The organism is Pseudomonas medicaginis (genome assembly GCF_965119365.1).
Taxonomy (GTDB): Bacteria; Pseudomonadota; Gammaproteobacteria; order Pseudomonadales; family Pseudomonadaceae; genus Aquipseudomonas.
Map to the genome: position 1 here is coordinate 4,197,132 of NZ_OZ221631.1, position 17,925 is coordinate 4,215,056.

17 protein-coding genes are annotated in these 17,925 nt (G+C 61.5%); 10 read left to right on the forward strand and 7 right to left on the reverse strand.

Features of this window, described 5'->3' with window-relative positions:
* Positions 1–172: 172 nt before the first annotated feature.
* Positions 173–1,654, forward strand: a complete 1,482-nt coding sequence (locus tag ACMTA2_RS18510; RefSeq protein ID WP_413791165.1) for an aldehyde dehydrogenase family protein — start codon at positions 173–175, stop codon at positions 1,652–1,654.
* A gap of 38 nt (positions 1,655–1,692) precedes the next feature.
* On the opposite strand, the gene ACMTA2_RS18515 is transcribed toward ACMTA2_RS18510, so the two are convergent.
* The 6 genes from ACMTA2_RS18515 to ACMTA2_RS18540 form a co-directional block, all read right to left on the reverse strand.
* Positions 1,693–2,193 (reverse strand): lipocalin-like domain-containing protein, encoded by a 501-nt coding sequence (locus ACMTA2_RS18515; protein WP_413791166.1) that lies wholly within the window; start codon positions 2,191–2,193, stop codon positions 1,693–1,695.
* A 72-nt stretch (positions 2,194–2,265) separates the two neighbouring features.
* Positions 2,266–3,588 (reverse strand): NTP/NDP exchange transporter, encoded by a 1,323-nt coding sequence (locus tag ACMTA2_RS18520; protein WP_413791167.1) that lies wholly within the window; start codon positions 3,586–3,588, stop codon positions 2,266–2,268.
* A 69-nt stretch (positions 3,589–3,657) separates the two neighbouring features.
* Complete coding sequence (locus ACMTA2_RS18525; protein WP_413791168.1) at positions 3,658–4,650, reverse strand: SDR family oxidoreductase; 993 nt, start codon at positions 4,648–4,650, stop codon at positions 3,658–3,660.
* 104 nt (positions 4,651–4,754) lie between these two features.
* On the reverse strand, positions 4,755–5,015 hold the full coding sequence (locus tag ACMTA2_RS18530) for a DUF2790 domain-containing protein (protein WP_413791169.1): 261 nt from the start codon (positions 5,013–5,015) through the stop codon (positions 4,755–4,757).
* 129 nt (positions 5,016–5,144) lie between these two features.
* A complete protein-coding gene (locus ACMTA2_RS18535) occupies positions 5,145–6,518 on the reverse strand; it encodes a heavy metal sensor histidine kinase (RefSeq protein ID WP_413791170.1) in 1,374 nt (457 codons plus the stop codon).
* Positions 6,518–7,222: a heavy metal response regulator transcription factor gene (locus tag ACMTA2_RS18540; protein ID WP_413791171.1), complete on the reverse strand. Its 705-nt coding sequence runs from the start codon at positions 7,220–7,222 to the stop codon at positions 6,518–6,520. Before ACMTA2_RS18540 ends, ACMTA2_RS18535 begins: the two co-directional genes overlap by 1 nt.
* Positions 7,223–7,603: 381 nt before the next feature.
* On the opposite strand from ACMTA2_RS18540, the gene ACMTA2_RS18545 reads away from it, so the two are divergent.
* The 8 genes from ACMTA2_RS18545 (at position 7,604) to ACMTA2_RS18580 (ending at position 16,531) form a co-directional block, all read left to right on the forward strand.
* A complete protein-coding gene (locus ACMTA2_RS18545; protein WP_413791172.1) occupies positions 7,604–9,781 on the forward strand; it encodes a type VI secretion system Vgr family protein in 2,178 nt (725 codons plus the stop codon).
* 16 nt (positions 9,782–9,797) lie between these two features.
* The gene (locus ACMTA2_RS18550) at positions 9,798–10,256 is read left to right on the forward strand and encodes a DUF6484 domain-containing protein (protein ID WP_413791173.1); all 459 of its coding nucleotides are present in this window, start codon (positions 9,798–9,800) and stop codon (positions 10,254–10,256) included.
* A gap of 15 nt (positions 10,257–10,271) precedes the next feature.
* Positions 10,272–11,387: a DUF2169 family type VI secretion system accessory protein gene (locus ACMTA2_RS18555; protein WP_413791174.1), complete on the forward strand. Its 1,116-nt coding sequence runs from the start codon at positions 10,272–10,274 to the stop codon at positions 11,385–11,387.
* Complete coding sequence (locus ACMTA2_RS18560; RefSeq protein ID WP_413791175.1) at positions 11,384–12,421, forward strand: hypothetical protein; 1,038 nt, start codon at positions 11,384–11,386, stop codon at positions 12,419–12,421. The genes ACMTA2_RS18555 and ACMTA2_RS18560 overlap by 4 nt, the downstream gene beginning before the upstream one ends.
* Positions 12,421–13,434 (forward strand): PAAR-like domain-containing protein, encoded by a 1,014-nt coding sequence (locus tag ACMTA2_RS18565; RefSeq protein WP_413795686.1) that lies wholly within the window; start codon positions 12,421–12,423, stop codon positions 13,432–13,434. Before ACMTA2_RS18560 ends, ACMTA2_RS18565 begins: the two co-directional genes overlap by 1 nt.
* Before the next feature lie 21 nt (positions 13,435–13,455).
* Positions 13,456–14,367 carry a hypothetical protein gene (locus tag ACMTA2_RS18570; protein WP_413791176.1) on the forward strand — a complete coding sequence of 304 codons (912 nt, stop codon included), beginning with the start codon at positions 13,456–13,458 and terminating at the stop codon, positions 14,365–14,367.
* A gap of 65 nt (positions 14,368–14,432) precedes the next feature.
* Positions 14,433–15,692, forward strand: coding sequence for a TIGR02270 family protein (locus ACMTA2_RS18575; RefSeq protein ID WP_413791177.1), 1,260 nt, complete (start codon positions 14,433–14,435; stop codon positions 15,690–15,692).
* Between the two features lie 59 nt (positions 15,693–15,751).
* Positions 15,752–16,531, forward strand: a complete 780-nt coding sequence (locus ACMTA2_RS18580; protein WP_413791178.1) for an SDR family NAD(P)-dependent oxidoreductase — start codon at positions 15,752–15,754, stop codon at positions 16,529–16,531.
* A 61-nt stretch (positions 16,532–16,592) separates the two neighbouring features.
* Here ACMTA2_RS18580 and ACMTA2_RS18585 read toward each other — a convergent pair whose 3' ends face one another.
* The gene (locus ACMTA2_RS18585; RefSeq protein ID WP_413791179.1) at positions 16,593–17,213 is read right to left on the reverse strand and encodes a TetR/AcrR family transcriptional regulator; all 621 of its coding nucleotides are present in this window, start codon (positions 17,211–17,213) and stop codon (positions 16,593–16,595) included.
* An 82-nt stretch (positions 17,214–17,295) separates the two neighbouring features.
* Between ACMTA2_RS18585 and ACMTA2_RS18590 the strand changes: the two genes are divergently transcribed.
* On the forward strand, positions 17,296–17,925 hold the full coding sequence (locus tag ACMTA2_RS18590) for an NAD(P)H-dependent oxidoreductase (RefSeq protein WP_413791180.1): 630 nt from the start codon (positions 17,296–17,298) through the stop codon (positions 17,923–17,925).

Below are 17,925 nucleotides of genomic sequence, written 5' to 3' on the forward strand. Positions count from 1 at the left end.
ACGGCAATCACGCAGCCCCGCGGGCGCCGAGCCCTTGACACGGGTGAATGCCCAGTTAGCCCGGCAGATACGGCAGATTCTCCTTTGCACCCTTGAAGAACGGCATATTTTGCCTGGGCTGCTTTGTTAGCTTATTGAACAGACTCGACACACCGTTTTAAGGACCGCTTGGATGACTACCCACGCCTCGATGAGCTACAGCCCCGATCCGCAAACCGCCCAGCTGTTTTATATCAATGGCGGTTGGTCCGCGCCGGCAAATCCGGCCAGTTTGCCGGTGATCAATCCGGCGACCGAAGCGGTCGTTGCCCAGGTCGCCAGCGGTTCTGCCGAGGATGTCGATCGGGCGGTCGCAGCAGCGCGTGTCGCGTTTGCCGGTTGGGCTGCCACTTCGACAGCGGCGCGTGCGCAGGTGCTGGGCAAGCTCCATGAGCTCATCCTTGAGCGAAAGGAAGCGTTTGCCCAGGCGATCTCCTTGGAAATGGGCGCGGCCATCGGTTCTGCGCGGGCGATGCAAGTGCCCCTGGCAGCCGAACACGTTCGGGTCGCCCGTGATCTGCTCTCCACTTATCGTTTCCAGACCGTCGAGAACGGCACCGCGATCCAACGCGAACCTATCGGGGTCTGTGGCCTCATCACCCCGTGGAACTGGCCGCTTTATCAGATCACCGCGAAAGTCGCCGCGGCGCTGGCGGCCGGCTGTACGGTGGTGCTCAAGCCCAGTGAACTGTCGCCGCTGAGCGCCCTGCTCTTTGCACAGGTGGTCCATGACGCGGGCGTTCCGCCGGGGGTCTTCAACCTGGTCAACGGCAGCGGTCATGTGGTCGGCGCGGCGATGGCCGCACACCCCGATATCGACATGATTTCGATTACCGGCTCAAACCGCGCAGGTGCGCTGGTGGCCCAGGCGGCGGCCCCGACGGCGAAGCGGGTCGGACAGGAGTTGGGCGGAAAATCCCCCAACATTCTGCTTCCCGATGCCGACTTTGCCAAAGCCGTCCCACTGGGCGTGATGACGGCGATGCGCAACGTCGGGCAATCGTGCAGCGCCCCCACCCGGATGATCGTGCCCAAGGACCGGTTGGCGGAAGTCGAAGCGCTGGCGGCCGCCACCGCCAACGCGATCATCGTGGGCGATCCGCAGTCACCGGAAACGGTACTCGGCCCCATCGCCAATGAAGCCCAGTTCAACCGTGTGCAAGCCATGATCGAAGCGGGTCTGCACGAGGGCGCCAAACTGCTGTGCGGCGGGCTCGGACGCGTGGAGGGGTTAGAAAAGGGCTTCTACGCCCGGCCGACTGTGTTCTCCGAAGTGGACAACGCCATGCGGATCGCCCAGGAAGAAATCTTCGGGCCGGTGCTGTGCATCATTGCCTACGAAACCATCGATGAAGCAGTCGCTATCGCCAACGATACGATCTATGGGCTCGGCGCCCATGTTCAATCGCAGGATCTTGAGCTGGCGCGTTCAGTGGCTTCTCGTATCCGCGCGGGGCAAGTGCTCCTGAATTATCCGGCGTGGAATCCCATGGCGCCCTTTGGTGGTTACAAGCGATCAGGTAATGGCCGCGAGTACGGTGTCTTCGGGCTGGAGGAGTACCTGGAGACCAAGGCGATCGTCGGGTTTGGCGAATCGCCCGCCGGTGCGTCATAGCCGCCCCGCTCCTCTATTCGATCGAGCGCTTGTCGAAATCACCTTACACGTTCCCAGACGATGTGAACCTTCGCCCCGTCGGGGCGGCGAAAGTCCTCCACCATCCGGTCGCCGTCGACCTTCAACTGCAGGTCGTCCCGGGTGCGCACAGCGCCCACCCAGTTCGGGAACGTGGATCCCTTGACAGTGTTGCCCGTGAACTCGCCGTTCTGGTCGACGGTGTATCGCCCGAAGAAACCGATGCTCCCCGCCATCGCTGCCCGGTTTTCCTCATCGGAGCCTTCGCCACGAACATTGGATCGAAAGGTTTTCACGCGCGGATCGGTCAGTACTTCGACAAACGTCAGCTCCGGCGTGAAGACGAGCCAGCCATGGGGATCGGGACCGTAGGCATCCGATCTGTTGCCTTGTCTATCCACGGTCGCACTGACCATGCGCCATGTTCCGATCAAGGTGTTTTCTTGCCCCACAAGCCCGGTCGAGAACGCCGAGAAAGCCATAACGGCGCCGACCGCCAGTGCGTTTTTTTTCAGACTCATCCTGATCACCTTTCACTCGCTGTAACGATGCGACAGACACTAAAGTGGTTTTGATCTTGGTCGGTATGCGCTTCATGCCCTGGCCGCGATGGCCGCCAAACGCAGTTCACGGGAAGCGGCATAATCGGCCTGCCGTCCCAGTTGCCAACCCAGGTAGGCCCACAGCAACGCGCAACCGGCGCCAATCAACGCGGCCAGGCCGGCGCCTTGCCCCAACAGGTCGAGCAGGCTCTTGGCCCAGCCGCTCATGGCGTCACCGGCGCGATACACCACGGTGTCGATGAAGCTCTTGGCCTTGTATTTGCTCTCGGCATCCAACGGTGCGAACAGCATTTCCCTGCCCGGTCGGACGAACGCGTACTCGCCGATCCGCCGTACGATCATCAGCGCCGCCAGCAGCGCGAACCCCGGCGCCAACGCCAGGCCCAGAAAGCCGATGCACATGATCAGCGGCACGATGGCCAGCAAAGTCCGAACCCCCAGTCGTGGCGCGATCCGGCCGGTGATGAACAACTGAGACAGCAACGCGCCGGCCTGCACGATGATGTCGATGGTGCCGAAGATGCGCACTTGCGCCGCGCGATCCGGATAGTGCTCGGCCACCAAGCGTGCCTGCTCGAAATAGAGAAAGGTGCTGACCGTCGCCAACAACACGACGAACCCGGCGATTCCCAACAGGTAAGGCGACCTGAGCACCGCCGTCAAACCGCTGAACGGATTGCCCTCCAGGGGCTGCCGGGGGCTTTGCGTCGGCGCGGCGCCGGGCCGGCCGGCCCCGCCCTTTTCGCGCCACCCCATCAAGGCTCGTTTCAATACCAGCGTGACCCCCAGCAACAAGGCCGCCAGCAACATCAACCCCGAGGCACCGAGGGGGCCAATCAGCAACGCGCTCAGGGCCGGCCCCAGCAGGCCGCCGACGCTGGCACCCGCGGCAACGAAGGCAAACAGGCGCTTGGCCTGCTCGCTGTCGAACACATCCGCCATCAGGCTCCAGGCCACGGAGACGACGAACAGGTTATAGACCGATATCCAGACGTAAAAGACCCGGGCCAGCCAGAGGCTGTCCGGCTGGAACTGGAACAGCTCGACGAACATCAGCAGGTTGAAGCCGAAGAAACCGTACACCCAGTCGATCAGACGCAGGCGTGGCACTCGGGCACTGAGCCAGGCAAACAATGGAACGGCCGCCAGCATGACCAGGAAGGTCGCGGTAAACAGCCATTGCAAATTCTCCACCCCCGCCGCGATGCCCATGGACTCACGGATGGGCCGCAGCATGAAGTAACCGGTGAAGAGGCACAGGAACAGCAGGAACCCGCACAGCGCCGGCCGCAACTCGCCGTCGCGGGCGTTCAGGGCGAGACTCAGCCGGTGCAAATAGGAAGGCGCACGCATAAGGAACTCCGGGAAACGGCAACAAGGCAAAGGTCAAGCGCGGGACGGAGCCCGCGCCCAAAGGTGGCATCAGCGATAGCTCACGCCGGTCAGGCGCTCGGAGACGGACCAGAGCCGTTCGGCATCCGCTTGCGTGCTCGCGGCAGGCGGCGTCTTGGCGAACCCCAGCGGCCCGCGTCTTTCGTCGTCACCGGTCGGGCCGTAATAGGCCCCGCCCACGGCTTGCTCAGCCGTGGCGGCATACAGCGTGGGCAGCGCCCCTTGTGCCGCTGAATGGTACGCGTCGCGGTTCTTTGCCCAGCGCCGACCGAACTCGCTGTCCAGGCCGGGGCCCCGCGCGACCAATTCGGTGACCGCAACGCCGGGGTGCGCCGCCATGCTGCGAATACCCCAGTTCTCGGCGTCGCTGCGTCGCTGCAAGGCGAATGCCCAGTGCAGGACGGCCAGTTTCGATTGTGCGTAGGCCGCGTAGGGGTCGTACTTCTGCTCGCTCTGAAGGTCATCGAGGTTCATCGTGCCGCGGGCAGCGGCAATGCTCGACAGGCTTACCACCCGGGCATCCTGGCTTTGACGCAAGAGCGGCACCAACAGGCCGGTCAGCGCGAAGTGCCCCAGGTAGTTGGTGGCCAACTGAAGTTCAAAGCCGTCAGCGGACGTGCCCCGCTCGGGAGGCGCCATGACGGCAGCATTGTTGATCAACACGTCGAGGCGCGGCAGTCGCTGATTGAGACGCTGGGCCAGGCCGCGCACCGATGAAAGATCGGCCAGGTCCACGTTCTCGAACTGCACCTTGGCGTCGGGCACGGACTGGCGAATACGGGCAATGGCCTGGGCGCCGCGCTCCGGGTTGCGCGCGGCGATGATCACCTCGGCGCCGGCACGCGCCAAGGCCAATGCGTCCTCGTAGCCCATGCCGCTGGTGCCACCGGTGATCAGGACAATTCGACCTTTTTGCGATGGCATGTCGAGGGTCGACCAGTCCGGTTTCGGTGCAACGCGATCGGACGCTTCGACACTCACCGCACCCAGCAGCGCGATGCCAGCGGCAAGGGTTTTCGCCATTCTCGCAAGCCGGCTCATGTTACTCGCGCGGCCAATGGCGGGTGTTGTTCTATTCCACATGGTGATGGCCCCTGTCTGAAGAAAGAACCGGCATCGCCGGAGGGTCACTGGCTCGAGCACGCCTCGGCCAATTGCAGAAAACTGATGTGCTGCGTTGCGCCTTGGGTATTCACGTAGGTCATCGTTGCGGGTACGACTTCGCACTCCAGCGATGTCGATGCCTCGATACGGATGACCTTGGCGATGTCCAGCGGCATGCCGTATTCGTAAGCCGGGAACTGCGCTTGTTCTTTGGCGAGCAGCGGTGAACCGCTCAAGGCGGTGACGACCAGCAGGCCGGCCATCGACAGGTTTTGAGTTTTCATAGTGGACTCCACGACACTGTCCTCGTTGGATGGTCGTAGCACTCTAGAAGGGGGCGACTGACGTCAAGGTGACGGCTGGCTGACGGGAAGATGTCAAACGCGGGCGGACTTTCCTCGGGTGGGCGGCGACTAAGGCGCCGCCTGGCTCATCAAGGAAAACCCGAAGGTGTTGAGCCCGTTTTCGCTATGGGCGAACACGCGCCCACCGTGCATGGACGCCACCGCGCGCACGATGGAAAGGCCCAGGCCATGATGCGCATCGCTTCGCGCACGAGCGGCGTCGGCGCGGTAGAAACGCTCGAACAAACGCTCCAGGTGCGCGTTGTCGATGGGCTCCCCGGCATTGGAAACGCACACCTCGGCCTGCATGCCGTGGCTGACCAGGCTCACCGTGATGGTGCTTGTCGGCTGCGCGTAGCGCGCCGCGTTCTGTAGCAAATTGGCCAGGGAGCGGTGAAAGAGGCGTCGGTCGATGCACACGCGCATGTCGCCTTGGATCACCACGTTCAATTGCTTGTCATGCAGCACCGGCTCCAGATACTCCACCGTCTTCGACGCCTCTTCATAAAGCGAGACATCACTGAGTTCGGTTGCCCGCTGCCCACTCTCGGCGCCGGCCAGGAACAGCATGTCATTGACGATGGTGCCCATCCGTTCCAGCTCTTCGAGGTTCGACTGCAGCAGATCCTGAAGTTCGCTCACCTCCCGTCCATGGGCCAACGCCACCTGGGTCTGGCCGATGAGGTTGGTCAGCGGCGTTCGCAACTCATGGGCCACATTGGCGTTGAACCCTTCGAGCTGGCACCAGGCCGCTTCCTGACGCGCCAGGGCGCCGTTGAACGACACCGCCAGTTCCTGCAATTCGCCTGGCAGCGCCTCGGTGTCCAGGCGCTGCTTCGAATCCCCCGGGGGCAGGCTATTGGCTTGGTGGCTCAAACGCCTCACCGGTCCCAGGCCGAAACGCGCGATCCAATAACCGAGCAGCGCCACCAGCCCGATGCCCAGCGCCGAGGTCAGGATCAATATCTTGGTGAAGTGGTCCAGGGTCGTCCTGAACGGTGTCGAGTCCAGCCCCACGACAAAGCGCAGTTCCGGACGGTTGCCCATGGCGGGAATGGTCTTGAGCAACGCCATCATGGGACGTTCGCGCTCAGGGAGATCGACGCTAAACAGCCCATCGGCGCGGGTCGACCAGTCCTGGCCATCCGGTATCGCACCGCCGTAACTGAAGGCCGGGTTGTCAACCAGAATCCAATAGCGGACCCGCTCATCCGCGGGCGTCAGGCCGTCGAGCTTCTGGCGCAAGCCGACCCAGAATGTCGGCGAATCGTATTTCGCCAGCACCGGGTCGAGCACGGAGTGGCGCAGGATCAGCTCGTTCTGCATCTGCTCATCGAGCGATTGCTTCAAGGAGCAGCGCAACAGCGTCGCGCTGATGGACATGATCAGCAGGACAGCGACGGCGAACATCAGGGCGAGCCGCTTGGCGATCGATCTTTTCATCAAGGCGTACCACTCTGCCTGCCGTCGGCCTCCCGGCTTTCCAGTACATAGCCCATGCCGCGCACGGTATGCAGCAGTTTGCGCGGATACGGGGCATCCACCTTGGCGCGCACGCGCTTGATCGCCACCTCGACCACGTTGGCGTCACTGTCGAAATTCATGTCCCAGACCTGTTCGGCAATCATCAACTTGGAAAGAATCTCGCCCTGATGCCGCGCCAACAGGCTCAACAGGCAGAACTCCTTGGCCGTCAGGTCCAGCCGCAGCCCTCCCCGGGTCACCTTGCGCGCTTGCAGATCGACCTCCAGGTCGTCGATGCGCAAGTGCGTCAGGTCGGCCGTGTCACCGGCGCGACGACGAATCAAGGCCTGGACACGGGCGACGAGCTCGGCAAACGAAAAAGGTTTGCCCAGATAATCATCGGCGCCCTCGCGCAGCCCTCGGATACGGTCATCCACCGTGCCCCTGGCCGACAACATGATGACCGGGGTTTTCTTGTGCGCGCGCAGGCCTTGCAGCACGTCGTAGCCGTCCTTGCCCGGTAGCATCACATCCAGGATCACCACGTCGTAATCCCATTCCAGTGCGTAATGCAGGCCATCGATGCCATTGGTGGCAACGTCGACAATGTAGCCGAGTTCGGTCAAACCTCGATGGACGTAGGATGAGGTCTTTTCTTCATCCTCGACAATGAGCAAGCGCATCAGGTGACTCCTCTACGAAAGCAAGGCAACCCAGTGATTCTAGGCAGCGAAGGTGTCTGGAGGCTGACCGCTTCCTGACATTCTTGTCAGAATGGCACGGGTGGCTTATTCGATTGGAGAATGGAACCTATAGCTAACGAAACTAAGCAACGCCCTTTGGGTCACCTATCTTGACCTCATATCCGCCCGTTTGGGGCGGTGCGGGTACGTTCACAGATCGAAGACCGCAAGACCGATAAGGAGATCACCTCTGTGGTGGATGTACAGCCATTGTTCGATTCAACTTCCCCTGACATTTCCGACGGCGACGACCCTGCGTACGGTGCCACCTTCCTTGCAACGGCCGACTGACACCCGCACACGAGCCAAAGGAAGCCGTTCATGGCAATCACGCAAAGCAACCGCTTGGTGCAGGTCGACAGTCCTCTGGGCGGTGATGTCCTGTTGCTGCAGGGCATGGACGGCAGCGAAGAGCTGGGGCGGTTGTTCCACTACGAACTGGACCTGACGTCCGAAGACCGGGCGATCACGTTCGACCAGTTGCTGGGCAAGCCGATGGGCCTGACCCTGGAGTTGTACGACGGCGGCAAACGCTATTTCCACGGCATCGTCTGTAGCTGCCGGCAATTGACCGGCCACGGCCAGTTCGCCGGCTACCGCGTCAGCCTGCGACCCTGGCTCTGGCTGCTCACACGCACCTCCGACTGCCGGATCTTCCAGAACAAGACGGTGCCGGACATCATCAAGCAGGTGTTCCGTGACCTTGGTTTCTCCGATTTCGAAGACAGCCTGAGCGGCAGCTACCGCGAGTGGGATTATTGCGTGCAGTACCGCGAGACCAGCTTCGATTTCGTCAGTCGGTTGATGGAGCAGGAAGGCATCTATTACTACTTTCGCCACGAAAAAAACCGTCATGTGCTGGTACTGGCCGATGCCTATGGTGCCCACTCCACGGCGGCGGACTATGCCTCGGTGCCCTTCTACCCGCCCGATCGGCAAATGCGTGAGCGCGATCATTTCTACGATTGGCAACTGGCCCGGGAAGTCCAACCCGGCTCGTTGGCGCTGAACGACTATGACTTCCTGCGCCCGCGCGCCAGCCTTGAGGTACGTTCCAGCGTGCCGCGCAACCACACCAACGCCGACTACCCGCTCTACGACTACCCCGGTGAATACGTCCAGAGCAACGATGGCGATCATTACGCACGGGCCCGCATCGAAGCCATTCACAGCCAGTTCGAGCGTGTGCAATTGCGTGGGCGCGCCCGCGGGATCGGTTGCGGTCATGTGTTCACGCTGACGGGGTACGACCGCGCGGACCAGAACCGCGAGTACCTGGTGGTGGCCGCCCGTTATCAGATTCGTCAGGAGGCCTACGAAAGCGGGCAGGCGGACGTCGACGAACAGTTCGTCAGCGAGCTGGACTGCATGGATGCCCACCAGGCCTTCCGCACTCTGCCCCTCACGCCCGTGCCCATCGTCCGTGGGCCGCAGACCGCCGTGGTGGTGGGGCCCAGTGGCGAAGAGATCTGGACCGACCAGTATGGCCGGGTCAAGGTGCATTTCCATTGGGACCGTCACGACCAGTCCAATGAAAACAGCTCCTGCTGGATTCGCGTCTCCCAGGCCTGGGCCGGCAAGAACTGGGGCTCCGTGCAGCTCCCGCGGATCGGTCAGGAAGTGATCGTCAGTTTCCTCGAGGGCGACCCGGATCGGCCGATCATCACCGGCCGCGTCTACAACGCCGAACAGACCGTGCCCTATGGGTTGCCTGCCAATGCCACCCAGAGCGGGGTGAAAAGCCGTTCAAGCAAGGGCGGCTCGCCGGCCAACTTCAATGAAATCCGCATGGAGGACAAGAAAGGCGCCGAGCAGCTGTTTATCCACGCCGAGAAGAACCAGGACATCGAGGTCGAGAACGACGAGACCCACTGGGTCGGCCACGACCGCCGCAAGACCATCGACAACGACGAGACCGTGCACGTCAAGCACGACCGCACCGAAACCGTCGATAACAACGAAACCATCACCATTGGTGTGGATCGCAAGGAAAAGGTCGGCAATAACGAAACCATCTCCATTGGCGTGAACCGCACCGAGGATGTGGGTAGCAACGAGAACATCACCATTGGCGCCAATCGCACCGAGAAGGTCGGTGCCAACGAGACAATCACCATCGTCAGCAACCGTACCGAAGACGTGGGCGGCAACGAAACGATCGGCATCAAGGGCAACCGTAACGAAACGGTCCAGGGCAATGAAGGCATCGAGATCAACGGCAACCAGAGTACCCGGATCGGCCAGAACGAATCCCGCGACGTCGCCCAGAACCGCAGCACGGGCATCAAGCAGAACGACAGCCTGGACGTGGGCAAGCACTTCTCCCTCAACGCTGGCGACTCCATCAGCCTGACCACGGGCGCGGCCAGCATCACCCTGAAGAAGGACGGCACCATCGTGATCAGCGGCAAGAACATCACCCTCGACGGCTCCGGCGCTATCAACATCAAGGCGAACAAGAACGTGGTCGTCAAAGGCCAGAAAATCCTGCAGAACTAGCCACGGAGTGGGCGCCATGACCGTTGAATATCATTTCCCCGTTTCCTCTACCGCCACGCCCGCGCGCGTGGATGGCGTCGTGATTGGCGTGCTGCTGGATGTGCCCGGGGCGGACGCCCCGGTGGTGGCCTTCCCTGGCTGCCCCGGCGAAACGGGCCTGGCCGCGCGCACCACCACCCCGCTCTCCCGTGAAGACATCGGCGCCCAGGTCGCGCTGATGTTCGAAGCCGGCGACCTGACCCGGCCGCTGGTGATCGGTCGCATCCAGCGCCTGCCGCAAACCGCAACGCCCGCCGTCGCCCACCTGGACGGCGAGCGCCTGGAGTTCACGGCAGAGCGGGAAATCGTCCTGCGTTGCGGCAAGGCGAGCATTACCCTCACGCGTGAGGGCAAGGTGCTGATCCGTGGGACCTATCTTTCGAACCGGTCATCCGGCGTGAACCGTATCAAGGGCGGTTCGGTGCAGATCAACTAGACAGGTAGTCGATTCATGGAGCTGCTCAACGCCAGCAAACTACAGGCTGCCTATACCATGGGGATGGCGAGCGACGGTCGCGAATCTTTGGTGATCGTTGTCAAGGGCACTTTCGATCTGCCACTGGACGGGCGCGCCGCGACCCTTGCCGATATCCAGCAGCCGCTGCTGATGGCCGATACTTTCGTCGGCGAACCGGGCCTCAGTGCCCCGCTGCTGGAAATGGACTTCGCCCCGGTCAAGCCATTCTGCGATGTGCTGGTGCGTGGCAAGGCTTATGCGCCAGGTGGCCGGCCGGTGACGCAGTTGACCGCAGGCATTCGTGTCGGTCAGATGAGCAAAGCCTTTTCCGTCCTAGGGCCCCGGCGATGGCAACCGGGGCTATTGGGTCTTTCTCCCGGTTTGCCGCAGCCTTTTACCGAGCAGGACATCTCTTATGCCCAGGCCTACGGAGGGGCCCATCCCATGGCCAACAAGCCGGACATGCTGCATGGGTATCCGGACAATCCGAGTGGTTGCGGTTGGTTTCCAGGCAGCACCGACAGTGCTGAAATCGCGGGCAAGCCAATGCCCAATACCGAGGAACTGGGAAAGCCGATCGACAGCCCCTCCGGCGACTTCCGCCCCATGGCGCTCGGTCCCATAGGTCGTAGCTGGCCACAGCGCGCCCGTTTTGCCGGTACGTACGACGAAGCCTGGTTGGCCGACAGCTTTCCGTTTCTGCCACAAGATTTCGACCATCGCTACTTCCAGGCGGCCCCTGACGATCAGCAGATTCCTTACCTGCGTGGCGGCGAGGACGTACTGCTGCTCAACCTTACGTCCCGGGAGCGCGCGAGCTTTCGCATCCCCGAAATGGACGTGCCGGTGACCTTCTTTCTGAAAAAAGGCGGCCATGAAACCGTGCAGGCGGTAATCGACACCCTGCTGATTGATACGGATGCGCTCCAGGTGCAACTGACCTGGCGTGTCTCCCGTCCGCTGCGACGCAATATGTTCGAGATCGCCCAGGTGCTGGTCGGCACGATGTCCACGGGCTGGTGGCGCGCCCGTGAACTGGGCAAGGATTATTACCCGACCCTCTCCTCTCTGGTAAGAGCCAAGCAGGCGCCCGAGGAGACCGGCGGATGACCGCACTTTACATCATCGGCTCCGGCATGGTCAGCGCTGTCGGCCTCAGCGCACCCGCGAGCTGCGCCGCGATCCGCTGCGCCATCGACAATTTCCAGGAAACCCGCTTCATCGACCAAGGTGGAGAATGGCTGATGGCCGCCAGCGTACATCTGGAACAGCCCTGGCGCGGCCGCACCAAGCTGATCAAGATGGCCGTCCGCGCCGTCGCCGAGGCGCTGCAAAGCACCCCCAACGTCGATCCGGAAAAGACTCCGTTGCTGCTGGGGGTGGCGGAAGTCGAGCGCCCCTGTCGCCTCGATGGTCTCGATAAGGGGCTGCTGCACGCCATCGAAGCCGAATTGGGCCTGCGCTTTCATCCCAGCTCCAACGTCATCGCCCGTGGGCGGGTCAGCGCTGCGGTGGCCCTGCTTAATGCGCGTACGCTGATCTACCAGGACGGCCATCGCCACGTATTGATTGCCGGCGTCGACTCCTTCTTGAACGGACCGACGCTGGCCGCTTTCGAAGAGCGCGAACGCCTGCTCACCAGCCAGAACTCCAATGGATTTATCCCCGGCGAAGGCGCCGCCGTCGTGGTCCTGGCCGCTCCCGTTGCCAGTGAAGAGCCGCAATTGGCCTGCATCGGTCTGGGGTTCGGCATGGAGAAGGCTACCGTGGAGGCCGAAGACATCCCCCTGCGCGCCGAAGGCCTGACTCAAGCTGTACGGGCGGCCCTGAGCGAAGCCGGCTGTGGGTTGGAGCAAATGGATTATCGGCTCACCGACATCTCCGGCGAGCAGTACTACTTCAAGGAAGCCTCCCTGGCCCTCAGCCGGACCCTGCGCGTGCGCAAGGAGTTCTTCCATCTCTGGCACCCGGCCGACTGCATCGGCGAAGTCGGTGCCGCCATCGGCCCGGCCATGCTCGCCGTGGCGCTGGCCGCCAGTCGCAAGGGCTACGGCGAAGGTCCGAATATCTTCTGCCACCTCGGCAACGATGCCGGCGAACGCGCCGTCGCACTGCTCAGTTATCAGACTGTGAGGGCTGCATGATGGCGAATGAGGTCTACGCCAACAATATGGAGGTTTCCTGCAAGGCGGCCGACGGCAAGTCGATCGCCTGTTTTCCGGACGTCTGCTTTACCCCGCCCCAAGCCCCGCCCACCCCGCTGGGGGTGCCGATTCCCTACCCCAATACCGGCTTGGCCAAGGACACCACCAGGGGCACGCGAACGGTGAAGATCAGTGGCAAGGAGGCCATGCTCAAGGATAAGAGTTATTTCAAGACCAGTTATGGGGATGAAGCTGGAAATGCGCCAAAAAAGGGGATCATCACCGGCAAGATCAAAGGGAAGGTCTATTTCACAGCCTGGTCGATGAATGTGAAGTTTGAAGCTGAAAACGTCGTGCGAAATATGGACCTGACTACCCACAACCACGGATCGACAAGCAACACCGGCCCTTGGCCTTATCAAGATGCAATTGCGATGGACACCGCTGGTCACCCTTGCCAACCAATGGCAAACGATATTAAGACCCAATGCTCTGATGCCAAAGACAAAAGCGACAAGTGTTGTAGTAGCCGTAAATGCCTGCTTATGCCGAAGACCCCGAACCGTTGTTGCAACGGCGCGGATGGCAAACCGATGACAGGCCACCACCTGCTTCCATCCAAGGAATTCGTCGCACATGTCAACCGAGGCTCCGCCGACGCAGCGACGAACTATGAATCGGACAAGGCTCCCTGTCTCTGTGTGGAAGGCCATAGCCATGCATTACGTACCGAGCATGGACAGGTAGGGTGCAATTACACCGTCGAAAGAAATGCTTGGCTCGCTAATCCTGCCAACCGAGGCAAGGCCTATACCTTGGCCGTCGGTTGCGAGATAGGCGCGAAGTCGGCGGTTGGCAAAGTCAATGTTCCACCCGGAGCCAAAGGATGTAACAAGGAGTGCCTGAAAAAGCAGCTGGAGGATGGTCACCAGAAGATGGAATTGACGGTGAAACCCAACGATCCGCTGCCCAGAGCGAAACAGCCGCCACCCGCCATAGTATTGGACGATTAACAAGCACGGGATCTAATGAAGATGAACGGAATATCAGATGCGGAGTTTATTGAAGGGGCCTTTATTCAGGAGGGCGTTAGTCCGGTCGCGGGTATCATCATCGCTACCTGTACCATTGGCGACGATTATGACAACCCCAAGAATAGGGTCGGCGTTAGAAAGCAGGATGTCTGGCTTGAGTTCGGATTGTCTGCAGAAGCTATTCTCTCGGTTGATGCCGCTACTGACGGCGCTGCTTACGTCTTGGGAGAGAATGGCTCAGTCGTGCGTTTCGACTGGAAATCGCCAACAACAAAAGAGGAGCTCAAAGCCTCGCGAAAGGCCTACGCAAACGCTGCCGTCGGTAATATCGGGCCACTGCGCAGAATTCGTATCCTAGGTGATGATGTGATCTGCGCAGGATCGGTCGGCCAGGTCTATCGCTTGTTCGGCGACAAGTTCGAAACGCTGCCGAAGTTAAGCGTTGGCTATCAGGATGTGACAATTGAAGATATCGCCGGAAGCAGTCGCAGCGACATTGTCGCTGTAACTTCCGATGGTTACGCTGCGCATTTCGACGGTACAAACTGGACGGTCCTTGATCTACCAACCAACGCAAGTCTTACCAGTATCTGTCAGCAGGACAACGGTCACTATGCCATTGCTGGCAAGAATGGAACTGTACTGATCGGCGTTGCAGATCAATGGTCCATTGTTCAGCCGATTGATACGGGAAGAAGCTACTGGGGGATTGCGGCCTATAACGATGAAATATATGCAGCACATTTGGCTGGTGTGGACAAAGTCGCCGGACAAACTTTGATTGCCTTGGATATAGAAGAAGCAGACCTCCAATTCACAGTGCTTCGAAGCAGCACCGAAGGGGTGTGGTCCTTTGCGGACAGAACGATTGGGTTAATCCGCAATGATCTATGGCAAACGATAATGAAGTGATGCGTGCCAAGGGCACGCCAGGTCATTCGAAGTTTCCTGTAACCGCTGGAGGCGTAACATTCAACATGCTAGTCACTTCCGTTGTTCTGGACCAACACGCCGAAGAAGCCAGCTTCCTTCCCGTCCTGCGCGACTATGCCCTGCGCGCCCCGCACTACGATATCGACCACCTCGAAAAACTCGATAACCGCCTCGAGGCCCACCTCGACGGCTTGCGAATCGCAGCCCCTGGCGGCCTGGAAACCCTGCTGGCCCAACTTGGCCCACACGCCATCGGCGAGATGTTCGCCAGCGTAGTGCTGGCTTTCGAGGCGGCCAACGCCAAAGTGCTGTCGCGGCTCAGCGAGCATTTGCGCTGTGCCTTGGAAACGGAGCGTGGTTACCTGATGGCCCTGGGGTGGCTCGACTGGGAACGGGTATCGCCCTGGATCGACCGCATGCTCGCCTCCCCCGAACCGCTATTCCGTCGCCTCGGCCTGGCCGCTTGCGGCATGCATCGCCGCGACCCCGGCCCCGCCCTGCTGGCCGGACTTTCCGATGCCGACTCAAGCGTGCTGGCACGTGCCGCCCGCACGGCTGGCGAACTGCGCCGGCGTGACCTGCTCCCGGCGATACGTGCCCACCGCCAGCATGAAGACGCCCCCGCGCGTTTCTGGGCCAATTGGGCCACCGCCCAAATGGGCGATCAGCAGGCCTTGGAGCCTCTGCGCTCATTCGCCGAGCAACCGGGCGAGTTCCAGTACCGCGCGCTCTGCGTACTGCTGGCTTGGCAAGAGCGCGAACCCAGCATCGCCTGGATACGCCAGTGGGTACAGGATCCCCGGGATCGGCGCATCGGCATCCAGGCCCTTGGCCTGCTGGGCGATCCGGTCAGCGTGCCCTGGTTGATCCAGCAGATGAGCGACCTGCCCTATGCCCGGGTCGCCGGTGAAGCCTTCAGCCTGATCACCGGCGCTGACCTGGCGTTGCTCGATCTGGAATTGCAGGCCCTGCCGGATTTCGATGCGGGCCCGAACGACAACCCTGAAGATCCCAATGTCGCCATGGACCCCGATGAAAACCTGCCCTGGCCCGACCCGCAGGCAATCGAAAGATGGTGGCAAGCCAACGGCGGACACTTTCAGGCGGGGACTCGTTACATGCTGGGATTGGCCCATAGCGAACACAGCTTTCAGCAAGCCCTTGTCCGCGGCCAGCAACGCCAGCGCATCGCCGCGGCCTGCGGTCTCGCCCGCTTCCGGCCAGACGAGGTGCTTTTCCCTACCAGCGCACCGGCTTGGCGGCAAAAGCGGTTGTTGGGGATGACGGCAGTGTTCGGGCGTTGACCAAGATGTTTATATAGCGCTCCGCCACTTGGCAATCACTTATCCCCTCTGGAGGCGCCATGCCAAACGCAACTGGACAGAACCCTGTGGCCCTCATCAGTGGGGTTGGAAGTGAGATCGGAATCGGCATGGCCATCGCGCGCAGACTGGGTACTGCAGGTGCCAGGCTGATCGTCACCGCCAGCAGTGCACGAATCGATGATCGAGTCGCTGAACTGCGCAACGAAGGGTTCGAAGTCGAAGGCCGGGCCCTCGATCTTACCGATGAAAACCAGGTGCGTGAGTTTGTGGTGTGGGCAGAGTCCGTCTGGGGGCAGATCGATATTCTGGTCAACAACGCGGGCATGGCCATGCAAGGCAGCCCGGAGTTGTTTTCCGACTTGGCTGCCATGGATCTGCACACCTGGAACCTTACGCTGGCGCGAAATCTGACCACGGCTTTTCTGCTGACACGGGCTGTTCTGCCCGGCATGCGGGCGCGCCGATACGGGCGCATCGTCAACATCAGCTCCACGACCGGCACTCGGTGCAGTAACCCCGGTGAGGCGGCTTACAGCGCCGCGAAGGCCGCAATGGTTGGAATGAGCATGGGCCTGGCGCTGGAAGTTGCCCAGCAAGGGATCACGGTCAATAGCGTCGCTCCCGGCTGGATCACCACAGGATCGACCACTACAGAGGAAGCCAAAGCGGCCGGTTACACGCCAATGGGCCGCGCCGGACGTCCCGAAGAGGTCGCTGCACTGGTGGCTTTCCTTGCGTCTTCAGAGGCGAGCTACCTCACGGGGGAAGTCATCGTGGTGGATGGCGGCAACTGCCTGGTAGAGAACAAGGCCCCTTGATCTGAATCCATGGCCAGCGCCTTTCCCCTGTGGGAGCGAGCTTGCTCGCGATAGCGGTGGTTCAGCTTGAAGGGGTGTCGACGGTCCTGGTCACCATCGCAACGATACTGACCAGCAGTTCGTCCTTCGCCTCGTCAGCGCTGATTTCCCCGGTGGCGGCGGCATTGGACAGGGCTTCGGCCGCCCCCAGCATCGCCCGCAGACCGGCCTGGGTGATGCCTTTCGTACCGGCGAAGGGTTCCAGCACCAGGCGGCACTTGTCGAGGAAAATGCCCTCGTATTCGCGCTTGATACGCTCCAGCTCCGGCGAACTGGTCAGGGCCGCGATCACGCCGGGAATCTCCCGCCCCTGCAACAGCACGCATTCGACATAGGAAGAAGCGATGACCGCCGCCCGGCTCTGCAGGGTGGCATCGCTGGCCTCCAGGGTCGCATCCATCAACGCGGTCTGGCGGGCATCGAAATCCTGATAAAGCGCCGCCAACAGCCCTGGCCGGGTGACGAAGTGGTCATAGACGATCGGCTTGGTCACCCCCGCCTGCTCCGCGAGCCGCGCCAGGGTCAGCGCTTCACTGCCCTCCTCCCGCACCAGCCGCCAGGCCACATCCAGCAACTGCCGTTGTCGATCCTGCCGGGATAATCGACGTCGCGGTGCCTGCCGGTTTTCTTCAATGCTTGACATGCTAACTTTACCAACCGTAACTTACTAACCGTAACTTAAGCATACCCGTCTTCAAGACTTCATGACCAGAAGGAGTTTCGCCATGCATGCACTCATCGTTGTGGCTCACCACGATCCGCGTTCCCTTACCCATAGCCTGGCCGGGAAAATCGCCGAAGGCATCACCCAGGCCAACCCTGCCGATACGTTCGAGATCGCGGACCTGGCCGCCGAAGGCTTCGAGCCGCGCTTCAGCTTTGCCGACCACGCGGTGCACCACCGCGAGGCCTTGCCACCGGCGGATGTGCTGGCCGAACAAGCCAGGATCGACCGTGCCGACGCGTTGGTGCTGGTCTATCCGATTTATTGGTGGTCCATGCCAGCATTGCTCAAGGGCTGGATCGACCGGGTGTTTTCCAACGGCTGGGCGTTCGACTTCAGCCTCGACAAGCCGTTTGTCCAGAAGCTGCGACACTTGCGGGTTCATTTGGTGGGGGTCGGTGGCGCCGATGCCGACAGTTTCCAGCGCCACGGCTACGGTGAGGCGATGACCACGCAGATCGACCATGGGATTTTCGATTATTGCGGCGCCCGAGTGGTGAGTTCCCAACGTTTGCTCGACTCGGAAACCGCCGACCCGCACTCGCATTTGCAGGCTGCCGGCATTATCGGCCAGCGCTTGTTCGCAACGCTCGACCCAACCACCCATGCGCCCGCGACGGCATGCGCCTGA